Here is a 15,722-nt window from a genome sequence, read left to right on the forward strand (position 1 = left end):
CGTTTGATGGATCTCACCATGCGGATCGTCGTGAGCTTAATCTGCATCGTGATGCTGTGCGGATGTCAGCGCGAGGAGCGGCAGCTGCGGCTCGATCCCGCAGCGGCCGCGGCGCTGGACAAGATTGCTCTGATGCCGAACAGAATCGGTGGCGCGCCGCCGCAGATCTATTTCGCGCTCGATCAGCCCTATGAGACCAACGCCTACAATCTGAGCCAGGGCAAGCGGCTCTATACGTGGTTCGGCTGCAAGACCTGCCATGGCGACGGCCAGGGCGGCATCGGGCCTTCGTTCCTCGACGGCTGGTGGTCCTACGGGCCGGAGGCGGTCTCGATCTTCGCCTCGATCCGCGATGGCCGGCCGCACGGCATGCCGGCGTTCAAGGACAAGATGACGACCGAGCAGATCTGGCAGCTCGCGGGTTATATCCAGACCATCGGCGCCTATTCGGCGCGAACCGCGGCGACCTCGCGCGACGACGACAAGCAGACGCGGCCGGCGGAGAACCGCGCGCCGGCCGCGATCCTCTTCGACGAAGGACCGACGCCGGTTCATCCCGATCAGGGACCTCAGCCGTGATGCGCCGCATCAGGCCAGTGCTGCCGACACTGTCGCTGCTGCTGCTCGGCGGCTGCGACAATTGGCAATCTGCGATCGAGGTCCGCGGCGCAGCGGCGATCAGCCTCAAGCATCTCATCGTCCTGATCGTCACGGTGTGCTCAGTGGTCTGGGCGCTGGTAATGATCGCGATGATCCATGCGCTGTGGCGCCGCCGCACGACGTGGCGGGCGCCGCTGGACCTGCGCGCGCCGCGCGAGCGACGGATGGGATGGATCGTGACCATCTGCGTCGGACTGACGGCTGTGATCATTGCGGGCTTCACCGTCGCGAGCTTCTTCACCACGCGCACCATCAGCGTCGCCGGGCAGGACGACCTCACCATCCGCATCGGCGGATTGCAGTGGTGGTGGAGCGTCGAATATCTCGGCCCCGATCCGGCAAAGGGCGTCGTCAGCGCCAACGAGATTCACATTCCGACCGGACACAACGTGCGTCTGCTGCTGCAGGGCGACGACGTGATTCACTCGTTCTGGGTACCGAGCCTCGCCGGCAAACAGGATCTGATTCCCGGACGCAGCAACGAGATCACCATCCGCACCGACCGACCCGGCACCTATCGCGGCCAATGCGCCGAGTTCTGCGGCCTGCAGCATGCGCATATGGGATTTCTGGTGATAGCCCACACGCCGGAGGATTTCGCGAGATGGACGGAGGCGCAGCGCGCCCCTGCCGCGACCACGGCCGATGACGAGGAGATCGCCGCCGGCCGCGACACCTTCATGCGCAAGCCGTGCGCTGCCTGCCATGCGATCCGCGGCACGCAGGCGACCGGCACCAGCGGTCCCGATCTCACCCATGTCGGCAGCCGCGCCTTCATCGCGGCCGGCCTGCTGCCGACCTCGCGCGGCGCGCTCGCCGCCTGGATCGCCGATCCGCAGACGCTCAAGCCCGGCAACAACATGCCGCTGGTGCCGCTGTCGCCCGATGAGCTGCGCGCCGTCTCGGCCTATCTCGCGAGCCTGAAATGACCGATAGGATCACCCGCGCTCAGATCCTGGACAGGGATCTGGAACGTCCCAAGCTCACAAGCCAGCTCGCGGAGACATGGAAAACCCAGGGCGGCCTGTGGGGCGCATTGTCCACGGTTGACCACAAGATCATCGGCCGCCGCTACATCGCCACGGCTTTCGTGTTCCTGCTGCTCGGCGGCGTGCTGGCGATGCTGATGCGGCTGCAGCTCGCAGGGCCCGAAGGGCGGCTGATCGGTCCCGACCGCTACAACCAGATCTTCACGATGCATGGCGCGAACATGATGTTCCTGTTCGCGGTGCCTGTCATGGAGGCGATGGGCGTGTATCTGGTGCCGCTGATGGTCGGCACCCGCAACATCGCCTTCCCGCGGCTGAATGCGTTCTCCTATTGGATGTTCCTGGCGGGCGGCCTCGTGCTGTGGATCTCGTTCGCGCTGGACATGGGACCTGACGTCGGCTGGTTCGCCTATGTGCCGCTGTCCGGTCCGCAATATGCGCCGGGCAAGCGCGCCGACATCTGGGCGCAGATGATCACCTTCACCGAGGTTGCCGCGCTCGCTGTCGCCGTCGAGATCGTCGTTACCGTGTTCAAGCAGCGCGCGCCGGGCATGTCGCTCGACCGCATCCCGCTGTTCGTCTGGGCGATGCTGGTGACGTCCTTCGTCGTCATCATGGCGATGCCGGCGATCATGGTCGCCAGCTCCAGCCTCATCCTCGATCGCCTCGTCGGCACGCATTTCTACAATCCGGCCGAAGGTGGCGACGTGCTGCTATGGCAGCATCTGTTCTGGTTCTTCGGTCATCCCGAGGTCTACATCATCTTCATCCCCGCGGTCGGCATGGTCTCGACCATGGTCGCGACGTTCTCGCGCCGGCCGGTGTTCGGCTATCTCCCGCTGGTGGTCGCACTGATCGGCACCGGCATCCTCGCCTTCGGCCTCTGGGTGCACCACATGTTCACGACAGGGCTGCCAAGGCTCGGCGAGAGCTTCTTCACAGCATCGAGCATGGCGATCGCCATTCCCTCCGGCGTCCAGATCTTCTGCTGGATCGCGACCTTGTGGGACGGCCGGCCGGTGTTCAAGACGCCCTTGCTGTTCGTGATCGGCTTCATCGTGACCTTCGTGATCGGCGGCCTCACCGGCGTGATGGTCGCCTCGGTGCCGTTCGATACCCAGGTGCACGACACCTATTTCGTGGTCGCGCACTTCCATTACGTGCTGATCGGCGGCGCCGTGTTTCCGCTGCTCGGCGCGGTGTATTACTGGTTTCCGAAGTTCACCGGACGGATGATGAGCGAGCGGCTCGGCCGCTGGGCGTTTGGGCTGATCTTCATCGGCTTCCATGCCACGTTCTTTCCGATGCACATCCTCGGCCTTGAGGGAATGCCGCGGCGGGTCTACACCTATCAGCCCGATTTGCCATGGCATGGGCTCAATCTGTTCGTCAGCGGCAGTGCGGTCATTCTCTCCCTGGGCTTTCTGATCTTCTTCATCGACGTCGTCAGGAGCGCCCGCTCCGGCAATCTCGCCGGTGACAATCCCTGGGATGCGCCGACCTTGGAATGGGCGACGTCCTCGCCACCGCCGGCCTACAACTTCGCCCACATTCCGGTCGTCAGCGGCGGCGACCCGCTATGGGAGCAGCCGGGCGCGCTGAACGTCGCCAATGGCCTGCACACCGACCGGCGCGAGGTGCTGGTGACGACCATCGCGACGGCGGAGCCGCAGGCGCGCGAATCCTCGCCGCAGAACTGCATCTGGCCGCTGTGGACGGCGATCGCCACCAGCATCATGTTCATATGGTCGATCTTCTCGCCCTGGGGCGTGGTGTGGGGCTCGATTCCGATCGCGATCACCTTGATCGGCTGGTTCTGGCCCAAGGGCACGCCGGAGGACGAGGCATGAAGGAGCGTGTCGTCCTCGATCTGTCGAAGCTGCCGCTGCACGCGCTCGGCACAGCCAGCGTGACCTGGTGGGGCACGCTCGGCTTCATGCTGATCGAGGGCACCGGCTTTGCCCTCGTGATCGCGGTCTATCTCTATCTGATGAGCCTCGCGCCGATCTGGCCGCTGAATGCGCCGCCCCCTGATCTGCTGGCGGGCACGCTGATGACCGTCGTGCTGGTTGCGAGCGTGGTGCCGAACATCATGCTGTCGCACTGGGCCGACCGCCAGGATCTGCGCAAGGTGCGCATCGGCATGGTGGTGATGTCGGTGATCGGCGTCTTGCCGCTGATCATCCGCGTATTCGAGTTCGCGGCGCTCAACGTCGAATGGGACAGCAACGCCTATGGGTCCGTGGTGTGGACGCTGCTCGGCCTGCACACCACCCACATCATCACCGACCTGGTCGACACGCTTGTCCTGACGGCGCTGATGTTCACGCGCCACGGCGACAATCTGCGCCGCTACGGCGACGTCCAGGACAACGCGATGTATTGGAACTTCGTCGTGGCGGCGTGGCTTCCGATTTATGGCTGCATCTATTGGCTGGCACGGCTATGACGGCAACGACGACGAGACAACTGACCGCCTGGGCCGGCCTCGTGATCGGCGGCCTCGCCTGGGCAGCGAACACCCAGCTTGGAGAGATGCTTCCGACCACCGACTGCATCAGCACGGCGCGGCCGTCGGCGATCGTCTCCGCAGCCCTGCTCGCGGTGGTTCTCGCCGCCGCCGGCCTGTCATGGTGGCTCGACAGCAAGCCGTCGGCGCAGGCCGACCGCACGCTGCCATTCGCGTCACGATTGAGCGCGCTGACCGCGCTGCTGTTCGCCTTCGCATTGCTGCTGCAGGCGATCGCCTCCCTGGTGCTGAGCGGATGCGAGCGCTGATCCTCTTTGCCGTCATGCTCGCGTCCAGCAACGCAGCCTGGGCGCATGGCGGGACGTCTGATGGTGAGGGCGCGTCATGGACGTTCGATCCCTGGATCGTGACGCCCCTGCTCATCACCGGCCTGCTCTATGCGGGCGGCAGCGTCAGGCTGCTGCGCCGTGTCCGTCGTCTGAATTCGGTTCGCGCCGGCGCCTTCTGGGCCGGCTGGCTCACACTCGCGGCGACGCTGACCTCGCCGCTGCATTGGCTCGGCGAGCACCTCTTCACCTTCCACATGATCGAGCACGAGATCCTGATGGCGATCGCAGCGCCGCTGATCGTTGCAGCCCGACCGCTCGGAGCGATGCTGTGGGCGTTGCCCCGCGGCACAAGACGATGGAGCGGCCGGATGTTGAACCTTGCGATGCTGCGCGAGACCTGGTCATGGCTCGTGCGCGGCGGCAACGCCACCCTGCTCCACGGCGTCGCGATCTGGGTCTGGCACGTCCCCGTGCTGTTCGACGCGGCCGTCGACCAGGTGGCGCTGCACCGGCTGCAGCATCTGAGCTTCTTCGGCACCGCCGTGCTGTTCTGGTGGGCCGTGCTGTGGCGCAGCCAGGCCGGCGCCGCGGCGTGGCACGTGGTGATCACGATGCTCCACACCAGCGTGCTCGGCGCGCTGATGGCGCTGGCACCGCGCGTGCTCTACAGCGCCCAGACCGCCAGCTCAGCCGCATGGGGACTGACGCCGCTCGAGGATCAGCAACTGGCCGGGCTGATCATGTGGGTGCCTGCGGGCACCATCTATGCCGGCGCGGCGCTGGTGCTCATCGTGCTGTGGATCAAGACCTCCGGCGAGAAAGCGAGGCCCTCCGATGTCCTCCCTGCTGTCTAGACCGGTGCTGATCGGCGCCGCAATCGTCGTGCTCGTCGCCATCGCCGGTCCCGCCGCGATGGCCTGGTCGTCACGCCAGCAGAGCGAGCGCGCCGCCCGCGCGATGACCGGCGGAGATCCGGCCCATGGCTCCGAGCTGATGCGGCGCTATGGCTGCGCGGGATGCCATACGATCGCCGGCATCACGGGCGCCGACGGCCAGGTCGGACCGCCCCTGACCGGTTTGCGCCAGCGCGTCTATATCGGCGGCGTCGCCAACAACTCGGCCGACAATCTGGTGCAGTGGATCGTCTCGCCGCAAACCTTCTCGCCGCGCACCGCAATGCCGGCAACGGGAATCACCGAAGCGGAGGCGCGCGACGTCGCGGCCTATCTCTATTCGCGCTGAGCATCATGGCTTCGGCGTCGGCCGTGGCGGAAGCGCCTTGATGTAGGCCGCGATCGCGTCGCGATCCGCTTGCGGCAGTTGGGCGGTGTTGGTCACGACGTCGGCCATCGACGAGCCGACGCGGCCATGATCGGGCGTATCGCCGGATCTCAGCATCTCCGCAATCTCGCTTTGCGACCAGTGCCCGATCCGGGCCGGGGTGATGTTGGGATAGAAGCCGGTGCCGACGGGATCCTGGCCCCCGGCGAACCGCGTCTTGTCCTTGATGCCGCCGAACAGATCGCGCGACGAGTGGCACTCGTCGCAATGTCCGAGCGCTTCGACCAGATAGCGGCCACGATTCCACTGCGGGTCGTGCGCCGGCTCAGGCTTGATCTCGCCAGGCCTGAAATAGAGCAGCTTCCAGAAGCCGACGAAGCGGCGAATCTGGAACAGCGGATCGAGCTCATGCGGCGGCGCCCGGCCATGCACCGCGGGCAAGGTGCGAAGATAGGCCATGAGGTCGGCCACATCGGCCAGGCTCATGTGCGAAAAGCTCGGATAGGGAAACACCGGATAGTAATGGCTGCCGTTCGGCGAGACCCCGCTCAACAGCGCGTTGGCGAGGTCCTTCACGGTCCAGGCACCGATCCCGTCTGTCGGATCGCTCGAAATGTTCGGCGCTCGGAAGGTGCCGTAGGGCGAGGCCAGCGCAATGCCGCCGCCGAGCTTCAGCCGGTCCGACTGGCCCGGGGAGGCGTGACAGGACGAGCAGTCACCGGCGAGAAAGACCTGCTCGCCGCGCATGGGATCACCCGACTGATCATACAGGCCCGTGGCATCCGCCGATATCGCAGGCCTCGGCGCCGTGATCAGCCATGCGGCCGCCGCGCCGAGCGCGATCATCCCCAGCGCTGTCGCCGACAGCCAGATCCACAGCCGCTTCCACCGCCGCGTCAATGCGCTTCACTCCCAGACCGGACGCGAGCGCCAACGCGGTCGAGGACGCGGATGTTCCTACGCCGGAACACGAGCGGTCGCGCGCGCCGGGAACATTAGGAACGATTCGACCTCCCGATGTTGAACCTGATTGCGAGTGGGAATGAGCCGTCGCACGATGACGGTTGATGAGGACGATGCCGGATGCAGGCAGGTTTTGCGTTCACGAAGCTGGCGGATCGGCTGACGAGTCTGCTGGAGTTGTCGAGCGACGATCTCGAGTTCCTCGCGCAGATGCCGAGTTCGATCCGCAGCTTCGCTCCGCATGAGGATGTCTGGCGCAAGGGCGATGAACCCTCGACCTGCTGCCTGCTCCTGCAGGGTTATCTCTGCTGGAAGGACACCGATGCCGGCGCCGGCCAGATCACCGCGATCTACGTGCCCGGCGACGTTCCCGATCTCTACACCACCATCGTCCCGGGCGTGACGGCGCAGCTCAGCGCCCTGAGCCCCGTCGTGGCGGCCTTCGTGCCGCATGCCTTCTTCCGCGAGGCGCGTGCGCGCTCGGCACGATTGGCCAAAGCGCTCTCGCTGCTGATGCTCGCCGACACCGCCGCGCTGCGGACCTGGCTCACCAATCTGGGCAGCCGCGATTCGCTGAGCCGGGTCGCGCATCTGATCTGTGAGATCACCGTGCGGCTGCGCGCCGTCGGACTCGGACGAGACCTGCGCTTTCCCTCGCCGTTCACGCAATCCGATCTCGCGGCGATCTGCGGCATCTCGCCGGTGCACGCCAATCGAACGATCCAGGACCTCCGCCGCCGATCACTGCTGCACTGGCATTCGCGCACGATCACGGTCACGGACTGGGACGGCCTGACGCGGCTGGGCGGCTTTCGTCAGGACTATCTGATGCTGCGCCAAACGCCGGCGCTGGAGCCGCATACTCCCGGGCCGCAGGGCGGGAGTTCTCCGCTCGCATCCTCAGCGCCGAGCTGAGCGCAGCGGCGCGGTCACGAAGCGATTGCCCGACCTCGGCCACGACGCCGACCCAGTCTCCCGGCTTGCGCTGGTGAAACAGCCGCGCCCGCGGATACCAATAGGTGGAGCGCTCCGCGGCCGGCCAGCGCCAATCGCACTCGGCGTGCAGCATGATCCAGGCTTCGCACCCGAGCGCACCAGCCAGATGCGCCACCATCGTGTCGACGGTGATGACGAGATCGAGCGCACGCAGCGTGCTCGCGAGAACATCGATGTCGGGCGAGCTGACGTCCCGGGCGCCAATATAAGTGACGTCTTCGGCCGAGAGATCGGGTTGTAACGAGAACGCGGCCACGCTGGGAACGACGAGCGCGCGAACGAGGCTCGCCGGCAGCTCGCGCCGCTTGTCCCAATTGCCGCCCCGCCACACCAATCCGACCGCGAGACCATTACTGTCCGCGAGCGACACCGGTGGTCCGGCCGGTGTGAGATATGGCCCGGGCATGGCGATGTCGTCCCGATCTACACGGAGCGCATGCGCAAGCTCCATGATCTCGATGTCGACATCGAACGGAACATCCGGCGTACCGTCATGCAGGGGAAGAGCACGCGCCACGCCTGGGACCCGTCCGATCAGGCCGCAGAGCGGCGGCTGGCACCACACGATGACCTCGCGAGCGATGCGCGCCAGCGCTGGCAGGAAGCGGGCGAATTGAAGGGTGTCGCCGAGCCCGTGATAGCAGCGCACCAGCACGACCCGGTCGGCAAGGTTTTCGCCGCGCCAGATCTTCTGCAGGTGACGCGGCCCCTCATGCTTGGGGGGACCGCCGGCTTTGAGCTCCGCCACATCGCGGTCCGCGATCACCCATGCGCGGGCAAAGTCCTGCGCGCGCATCGCGGCGACCCAATCATTCTCATCCGAGCAGTGGCCTCCCACCTCGCTCACGCGTCGCGGCGGACGAATTTGTGGAACCGGCTGATCTTCCCGTCCTTGGTGCGGTCCTGATACAGGAAGGCCAACTCCGACTCGTCGAACTTGCGGAAGAATTCGTCCCAGCCGATCTCATCCAGCGACTTCTCCTTTGGGCCGAAGTCGATGCGCAGGATGCCTGCGTGACCGTTTTCCTCCGTCGACGCCACGGTGGACGGGCGCCCGTCGCGCTCCTCGGCCCATTTGCGGATCTTGCGATGGTCGGTGGTCGTTGCGCTTTCGCTCATGGCGGGCTCCTCACAAGACGTGCGAGGCCGATCGGGCCCCGCTGCTGCCACCAAACGCGAGAGCGCCTGAAACGTTCTTAAGCGGGAATGCCTCGGTCGCCTGAGCTTCTTCTTCATCAACGAAGAAGATCGTTCCTGAGCGACACGTGCCGATTCTAACGTAGATCAGCTTTTTCGCTCTTTTCCTGTCCAAACACGGCAGCGTCCCCGGCGAGGGTCATGCCGACAGGAACGAACATACCCTGGGCACGTTCGCCGACGTACTTAGGTTTCATTCGCGGCACGTCGCGTAGCTATCGCCGGAGGACGACACTCGATGCACTCCCGTCTTCAAGACAGACGCCGCGTCCGTGTCGGTGTCGTCGGGGTCGGCAATTGCGCCAGCTCCTTCATCCAGGGCCTCAGCTACTACCGTGATGCGAAGTCGAACGAGCCCGTTCCCGGGCTGATGAACGCGGAGATCGGCGGCTATCACATCGGCGACGTCGAGATCGCCTCCGCATTCGATGTGCATGCCGACAAGGTCGGCCGCGATGTCGCTGACGCCATCTGGGCTCGGCCGAACAACACCTACCGTTTTTCCGACGTCGGCGAGACCGGCGTGAAGGTCGCGCGCGGCCCCGTGCTCGACGGCATCGGACGCTATCTCGAGGATGACGTGCCGCTGGCTGACGAGCCGGAAGCCGATGTCACCGATGTCCTGAAGCGCTCGCGCACCGATATCGTGGTCTCCTATCTCCCCGTCGGCGCGCAGAAAGCAACCGAGTTCTATGCCGCCCGCGCCATCGAAGCCGGCTGCGGCTTCGTCAACTGCATTCCGGTCTTCATCGCCTCCGATGCGTCCTGGCGCGAGCGCTTCGAGCAGGCCGGCCTGCCGATCGTCGGCGACGACATCAAGAGCCAGGTCGGCGCCACCATCGTCCACCGCATGCTGGCCAATCTGTTTCGCGAGCGCGGCGTCCGACTCGACCGCACCTATCAACTCAACGTTGGCGGCAATACCGACTTCAAGAACATGCTCGAGCGCGAGCGGCTGAGCTCCAAGAAGATCTCGAAGACGCAGGCCGTCACCAGCCAGTTCGACGTGCCGCTCGAAGCCGACAATGTCCATGTCGGCCCGAGCGACCACGTCCCCTGGCTGACCGACCGCAAGCTCGCTTATATCAGGCTCGAAGGCACGACCTTCGGCGGCGTGCCGCTGAGCGCCGAGCTGAAGCTGGAGGTGTGGGACTCGCCAAACTCCGCAGGCGTGGTGATCGACGCCGTGCGTTGCGCCAAGCTCGCCATGGACCGCGGCATCGGCGGCGCGCTGACGGGGCCGTCCAGCTACTTCATGAAGTCGCCGCCGCAGCAGTTCACCGACGAGGAGGCCCGGCGCCGAACGCGGGCCTTCATCGACGATGTGCCTGTCGACGACGCCGGCTGAGGGCCGCTGATGACGACCACGATCCACATGATCCGGCACGGGCATCACCCCCTGCTCGGCCGCATCCTCTGCGGCCGCATGCCAGGCGTCGAGCTCGACGACCAGGGCCTCCGCGAGGTCGAGATCTGCGCCGCGCTGATCGATCCCGTTCCGACGCTGATCCAGTCGAGCCCGCAGTTGCGCGCGCAGCAGACGGCCGACATCATCGCCACCCGCTACCGTCTTCCTGTCGAGATTGTGCCAGCCCTGGACGAGCTCGATGCCGGCGACTGGACGGGCCGCAGCTTTGCCGAGCTGGATGCAGACCCCGCCTGGCAGCAATGGAATGAGACGCGCGCATCGCGCCGGCCTCCGAACGGAGAGAGCATGGCAGCGGTGCAGCAGCGGATCGTCTCTCACATCGAGCACCTCTGTCGTGAGCGCAGCGGTGAATGCATCGTGCTCGTCAGCCATGCCGAGCCGATCCGGGCTGCGATCATGCATTGTGCGCGGATTGCGCTCGACGACTTTCATTCGGTCGAGGTCGCGCCGGCCAGCATCAGCACGCTGGTGGCGGACTCCACCGGCATCAAGCTCGACCAGGCCAATCAGAAGGTGCCGGCGTGAAGATCGTCATTTTTGGCCTGACCATCTCGTCGTCCTGGGGCAATGGTCACGCCACGCTGTGGCGGGGACTGTGCAAGAACCTGATCCGCGCCGGACACAGCGTGGTGTTCTTCGAGCGCGACGTGCCCTACTACGCCGACAACCGCGACATGGCCGAGCTCACCGGCGGACGCCTGGTGCTCTATCGGTCCTGGCAGGATGCCGCGCCGGTCGCCGCAGCCGAGCTGCGCGATGCCGATGCCGTTGTCCTGACGTCGTATTGTCCGGATGGACATGAGGCAACGGAGCTGCTCCTCGATCGCGCGCGCGGGCTGAAGGTGTTCTATGATCTGGACACGCCGGTGACGCTCGATCGGCTACGCGCCGGAGAAACTCTCTCCTACATCGGCCCGCGCGGGCTTGCCGATTTCGACCTCGTGCTCAGCTTCACCGGAGGGCCGCGGCTGGTCGAGGAATATCGCAACCTGCTCGGCGCGCGCCACATTGCGCCGCTCTATGGTCACGTCGACCCTGACGTGCACCGTCCGGTGGCGCCGCAGCCGCATTACCGGGCCGCGCTGTCTTATCTCGGAACGTACTCGGCTGATCGTCAGGCCGCGCTCGCCGAACTGTTCGTTGATCCGGCCCGGGTCCGCGGCGACCTGCGCTTCCTGATCGGCGGCGCGCAGTATCCGCAAGACTTCCCATGGTCATCCAACATCTACTTCGTGCGTCATCTGCCGCCGGCAGAGCACGCCGCCTTTTTCGCCTCCTCGCGGCTGACGCTGAACGTGACCCGGCGCGCGATGGCCGAGATGGGCTGGTGCCCCTCGGGCCGGCTGTTCGAGGCAGCCGCATGCGGCGTGCCGCTGCTCAGCGACCGCTGGGACGGCATCGAGCAGTTCTTCACACCGGACGCGGAGATCATCCTGGCGGGACGCGCGCAGGACACGCTTGAAGCGCTGGCGCGCGACGATGGCGAGCTGGCGCGCATCGCAGCCCGCGCCCAGCAACGCACCCTCGACGAACACAGCTCACAGAAGCGCGCCGCCGAGATGATCAGCCTGTTCGAGCGGGCGGACCGGCGCGCACCGGCATTCACGGCACAGGAGGCCTGACATGTGGGGCATCGTCCCAGCCGCCGGCCGCGGCAGCCGCATCCAGCCCCTGGCGTTTTCCAAGGAGTTGCTCCCGGTCGGCAGTCGCAGCGACAACGGCACCGAGCGGCCCTGCGCCGTGTCGGAATATCTCGTCGAGCGGCTGATCCTCGGCGGCGCCGACAAGATCTGCTTCGTCATCTCGCCGGGCAAGTCGGACATTCTCGAATATTTCGGCGACCGCTATGGCAGCGCGCGTCTGGCTTATGTCGTGCAGCCCGAGGCCGCCGGCCTGTGCGACGCCGTGTTCCGCGCCTCGACCGTGATCGGCGAGCGAGAGGACGTGCTGGTCGGGCTGCCGGACACCGTGTGGTTTCCCAAGGGGGCGCTGGCGAGCCTGCCCGATGCCGATCTGTCCTTCCTGCTGTTTCCGGTCGAGCATCCCGAGTTCTTCGATGCGGTCGTGCTCGACGGCGACGTTGTGAAGGAGATCCAGGTCAAGCAGCGCGACGCCACGTCAAACTGGATCTGGGGCGCGTTCCGCATGTCGGCGCGCGGCTTCCACGATCTCAATACGCTCTGGGAAGCCCGCAATCGCAACGACGAATATTTCGGCACGCTGGTGAACAGCTATCTCGCCGCCGGCGGCGCCGGTGTCGGCATCAAGGCCGGCGAGGCCTATGTCGATGTCGGCACCATCAACGGCTACCGCACGGCGATTGCGTTGCTGGCCGCATCCCAGGACGGGGTCGAGCCGCGACCGACGGTGCGCGCCGCCGTCCGGACCGGCGCACTTCCCGTGCTTGACGGAGGCCGGGCATGACGAGCGATTTGCTCTCGCGCGACGAGATCCGCCGCCGGGTCGATGCGCTCGGGCCGTGGTTTCACAACCTCGACCTCAAGGGCGTGCCGACCGCGCCGACGCACTTTCTCGGTGACTATCCGAATGTGAAGTGGCGTCGCTTCGCCGAGATCATTCCGGACGACCTCTCGGGCAAGTCGGTGCTCGACATCGGCTGCAATGCCGGCTTCTACGCCATGGAGATGAAGCGTCGCGGCGCGTCCCGCGTGCTCGGCGTGGATACCGACGACGACTATCTGGCGCAGGCGCGCTTTGCCGCCGACGTCAACGGCCTTGACATCGAGTTTCGCAAGCTCTCCACCTATGACGTCGGCCAGCTCGGCGAGACCTTCGATCTCGTGATCTTCATGGGCGTGCTCTACCACCTCCGCCATCCACTGCTCGCGCTCGATTTGATCCGCGAGCACGTCGTCGGCGACCAGCTGCTGTTCCAGTCGATGCAGCGCGGCTCGTCCGAGGTCGACGAGATCGCCCGCAACTATGATTTTTGGACGACGAGCCCGTTCGACAGTCCGGGCTTTCCCAAGATGCATTTCATCGAGCACAAATATGCCGATGATCCCACCAATTGGTGGGCGCCGAACCGCGCCTGCGTCGAAGCCATGCTGCGCAGCGCCGGCTTTGCGATCCTCGCCCATCCCGAGGAGGAGGTCTATCTGTGCCGCAAGGCGCCGCGACCGCAGTTGGACGGCCCGGTCTATCCAGCACGAGGTGAGCGATGATCGAGGCGGCGAAGATCTGGAACGAGCCCAACAACAAGTCGCATTGGGATCTTCAGCTCGACCCCGACTGGGCGCGCTTCGCCGAGACCGCGATCGCAGCCGGCAAGGCGATCCGCTCGGCGCATGCGACATTGCCACGCGTACTCGGCGGCATCTCGCCGATCGATCCCGCCTTCATCAATAACATGAAGGCGCGCGGCGTGCTCGATCATGTCGATGCCGTCGCGGTGCACGGGTTTCCGCTGGATTGGAATCTCTGGAAGATCGACGAGTGGCCGGCCAAGCTGGCTGAGATCCAGGCGCTGGTTTCGGTGCCGGTCTGGGTCACCGAGGTCGGCGTCTCCTCGTTCGGCGCCGACGAGGTGCAGGCCTGGGGATTGCAACGCACCGCCGAGTTGCTCAACGGCCGTGCGCCGCGCGTTCATTGGTACAGCCTCTACGATCTGCCGACGGCGTGGGAGGCCACGACACGGCACAAGGAGGCGGAAGGCTCGTCCTACTACCGTCACTTCCATATGGGCCTGTTGCGCGAGGACGGTACACCGAAGCTGGCGGCCGAGATATTTCCCGAGCATGCCCATGGCATGGGCCTGTGCCAATGGTTTCATTTCGAGGACCATCGGCTGACCGACGCCGTCCGCTGGCTGCGCCGGCTCGGCGTCCGGCACCTTCGCACCGGGCTGTCCTGGGCCGACAGCTTCCGGCCGAACGCACTCGACTGGTTCGATCGCCAGATGGAGGCGCTGGCGGAGTTCGACGTCACCGTGACGTTCTGCTTCACGCCCGAGCATCGCGGCATCGCTCCGCATCACACCAGCCCGCCGCTGGACGTCAATGAGTTCGCCGATTTCTGCGCCGGCATGATCTTGCGCTATTGCGCCACGACCGGCGTGGCAGCTGCGCCGCCGACGCTGCCGGAGCCGCTGCCATGCGCGCCCTGATCGTGGTGATGGATTCGGTCGGCATCGGCGGTGCGCCGGATGCAGCCAGCTACGGCGACGAGGGCGCCGATACGATCGGCCACATTGCCGAAGCCTGCGCGGAAGGCCGCGCTGATAGTGATCAGCGCCACGGGCCGCTGCATGTGCCCTATCTGACCGCGCTCGGACTTGGCGAGGCCTGCGAACGCGCCACCGGGCGGACGCCTCCCGGTCTGCAGCAACGAGCGGGAGCCGGCGCGGCATTCGGCGTCGCCCACGAGGAGTCGCGCGGCAAGGACACGCCATCGGGACACTGGGAAATCGCCGGCGTCCCCGTTCCGTTTGACTGGGGTTATTTCCCGAAGACCGCTCCCAGCTTTCCGCCCGACCTGATCGAAGAGCTTTGCGCATCCACCGGCCTCCCCGGAATACTTGGCGATCGCCACGCCTCAGGAACCGAGATCATTGCCGAGTTGGGCGAAGCGCATCTGCGGACCGGCCGGCCGATCTGTTACACATCAGCCGATTCCGTCTTCCAGATCGCCGCGCATGAAGAGACGTTCGGGCTCGACCGGCTTTATCAGCTCTGCGAAGCCGCGCGGCCGCTGGTCGATCGCTTCAACATAGGCCGCGTCATTGCGCGTCCCTTCGTCGGGCATTCCGCCGCCGATTTCAGACGAACAGCGAACCGCCGCGACTACGCCGTGCCGCCGCCGGAGCCGACGATCCTCGATATCGCCACCGCCGAGCGGCGCCACGTCGTCACCATCGGGAAGATCGCCGACATCTTCGCGCATCGTGGCACCGGGCATAATCTCAAGGGCGAGAACAACGACGCGCTGTTCACGCGCATGCTCGAGGGTCTCGAGACGCTCGAGCATGGCGGTCTGCTGTTCGCCAATTTCGTCGACTTCGACACGCTCTACGGTCATCGCCGGGACGTCGCGGGCTATGCCTGCGCGCTCGAAGCCTTCGATGCGCGGCTGCCCGCGCTGTTGAACGCGCTGCGCAGCGCCGATCTCCTCATCATCACCGCCGACCATGGCTGCGATCCGACCTGGACCGGCTCCGACCATACGCGAGAGAGTGTTCCCGTGCTGATCGCCAATGGCCGCAGCGCCGGACCGATCGGAGCCCGCAGCAGCTTTGCCGACATTGGCGCAACGGTGGCGCGGCATCTGCAGATGGCGCCGGCGGCTCACGGGCGTCCGTTCTGGTGAGACGCGCCCTCATCTACGTTATTGATCTAGGTTAGAGAAATTATTGTTTGTACGTGGCGTAGGAACCAACATTCGTTGCGCCG

General features: G+C 65.8%; 17 protein-coding genes. 15 read left to right on the plus strand and 2 right to left on the minus strand.

Annotated elements, in window-relative coordinates; genetic code table 11:
* Positions 1-18: 18 nt before the first annotated feature.
* The 7 genes from ACVILH_RS32425 to ACVILH_RS32455 are packed head-to-tail and all read left to right on the plus strand — an operon-like array spanning position 19 to position 5,690.
* Complete coding sequence (locus ACVILH_RS32425) at positions 19-579, plus strand: c-type cytochrome (RefSeq protein ID WP_456716530.1); 561 nt, start codon at positions 19-21, stop codon at positions 577-579.
* Positions 579-1,589, plus strand: coding sequence for a cytochrome c oxidase subunit II (gene coxB / locus ACVILH_RS32430; RefSeq protein WP_456717141.1), 1,011 nt, complete (start codon positions 579-581; stop codon positions 1,587-1,589). The genes ACVILH_RS32425 and coxB overlap by 1 nt, the downstream gene beginning before the upstream one ends.
* The gene (gene ctaD, locus ACVILH_RS32435) at positions 1,586-3,499 is read left to right on the plus strand and encodes a cytochrome c oxidase subunit I (RefSeq protein WP_456716531.1); all 1,914 of its coding nucleotides are present in this window, start codon (positions 1,586-1,588) and stop codon (positions 3,497-3,499) included. Before coxB ends, ctaD begins: the two co-directional genes overlap by 4 nt.
* Positions 3,496-4,098, plus strand: coding sequence for a cytochrome c oxidase subunit 3 (locus tag ACVILH_RS32440; RefSeq protein ID WP_456716532.1), 603 nt, complete (start codon positions 3,496-3,498; stop codon positions 4,096-4,098). Before ctaD ends, ACVILH_RS32440 begins: the two co-directional genes overlap by 4 nt.
* Positions 4,095-4,427 carry a hypothetical protein gene (locus tag ACVILH_RS32445; protein ID WP_456716533.1) on the plus strand — a complete coding sequence of 111 codons (333 nt, stop codon included), beginning with the start codon at positions 4,095-4,097 and terminating at the stop codon, positions 4,425-4,427. The genes ACVILH_RS32440 and ACVILH_RS32445 overlap by 4 nt, the downstream gene beginning before the upstream one ends.
* A complete protein-coding gene (locus tag ACVILH_RS32450) occupies positions 4,415-5,302 on the plus strand; it encodes a cytochrome c oxidase assembly protein (RefSeq protein ID WP_456716534.1) in 888 nt (295 codons plus the stop codon). Before ACVILH_RS32445 ends, ACVILH_RS32450 begins: the two co-directional genes overlap by 13 nt.
* Entirely contained in the window at positions 5,283-5,690 is a 408-nt protein-coding gene (locus ACVILH_RS32455) for a c-type cytochrome (RefSeq protein WP_456716535.1), read from the plus strand. The genes ACVILH_RS32450 and ACVILH_RS32455 overlap by 20 nt, the downstream gene beginning before the upstream one ends.
* A gap of 3 nt (positions 5,691-5,693) precedes the next feature.
* Here the strand turns inward: ACVILH_RS32455 and ACVILH_RS32460 are convergent, their stop codons facing one another.
* The gene (locus tag ACVILH_RS32460; protein WP_456717142.1) at positions 5,694-6,575 is read right to left on the minus strand and encodes a c-type cytochrome; all 882 of its coding nucleotides are present in this window, start codon (positions 6,573-6,575) and stop codon (positions 5,694-5,696) included.
* A 237-nt stretch (positions 6,576-6,812) separates the two neighbouring features.
* On the opposite strand from ACVILH_RS32460, the gene ACVILH_RS32465 reads away from it, so the two are divergent.
* Positions 6,813-7,607 (plus strand): Crp/Fnr family transcriptional regulator, encoded by a 795-nt coding sequence (locus tag ACVILH_RS32465; protein ID WP_456716536.1) that lies wholly within the window; start codon positions 6,813-6,815, stop codon positions 7,605-7,607.
* A 924-nt stretch (positions 7,608-8,531) separates the two neighbouring features.
* Here the strand turns inward: ACVILH_RS32465 and ACVILH_RS32470 are convergent.
* Positions 8,532-8,807, minus strand: coding sequence for a hypothetical protein (locus ACVILH_RS32470; protein WP_456716537.1), 276 nt, complete (start codon positions 8,805-8,807; stop codon positions 8,532-8,534).
* 316 nt (positions 8,808-9,123) lie between these two features.
* Between ACVILH_RS32470 and ACVILH_RS32475 the strand changes: the two genes are divergently transcribed.
* Genes ACVILH_RS32475 through ACVILH_RS32505 form a run of 7 tightly spaced genes read left to right on the plus strand, consistent with a single transcriptional unit; the run spans position 9,124 to position 15,639 of the window.
* Positions 9,124-10,233 carry an inositol-3-phosphate synthase gene (locus tag ACVILH_RS32475; protein ID WP_456716538.1) on the plus strand — a complete coding sequence of 370 codons (1,110 nt, stop codon included), beginning with the start codon at positions 9,124-9,126 and terminating at the stop codon, positions 10,231-10,233.
* A gap of 27 nt (positions 10,234-10,260) precedes the next feature.
* Positions 10,261-10,839, plus strand: a complete 579-nt coding sequence (locus ACVILH_RS32480) for a histidine phosphatase family protein (RefSeq protein WP_456717143.1) — start codon at positions 10,261-10,263, stop codon at positions 10,837-10,839.
* Positions 10,836-11,936 (plus strand): CgeB family protein, encoded by a 1,101-nt coding sequence (locus ACVILH_RS32485; RefSeq protein ID WP_456716539.1) that lies wholly within the window; start codon positions 10,836-10,838, stop codon positions 11,934-11,936. Before ACVILH_RS32480 ends, ACVILH_RS32485 begins: the two co-directional genes overlap by 4 nt.
* Position 11,937: 1 nt before the next feature.
* On the plus strand, positions 11,938-12,738 hold the full coding sequence (locus ACVILH_RS32490; RefSeq protein WP_456716540.1) for a nucleotidyltransferase family protein: 801 nt from the start codon (positions 11,938-11,940) through the stop codon (positions 12,736-12,738).
* Positions 12,735-13,499, plus strand: coding sequence for a TIGR04290 family methyltransferase (locus ACVILH_RS32495; RefSeq protein WP_456716541.1), 765 nt, complete (start codon positions 12,735-12,737; stop codon positions 13,497-13,499). The genes ACVILH_RS32490 and ACVILH_RS32495 overlap by 4 nt, the downstream gene beginning before the upstream one ends.
* On the plus strand, positions 13,496-14,440 hold the full coding sequence (locus ACVILH_RS32500) for a beta-xylosidase (RefSeq protein WP_456716542.1): 945 nt from the start codon (positions 13,496-13,498) through the stop codon (positions 14,438-14,440). The genes ACVILH_RS32495 and ACVILH_RS32500 overlap by 4 nt, the downstream gene beginning before the upstream one ends.
* Positions 14,428-15,639, plus strand: coding sequence for a phosphopentomutase (locus ACVILH_RS32505; protein ID WP_456716543.1), 1,212 nt, complete (start codon positions 14,428-14,430; stop codon positions 15,637-15,639). The genes ACVILH_RS32500 and ACVILH_RS32505 overlap by 13 nt, the downstream gene beginning before the upstream one ends.
* Positions 15,640-15,722 lie beyond the last annotated feature (83 nt).

The sequence above is a fragment of the Bradyrhizobium sp. USDA 4353 genome, from assembly GCF_054063215.1.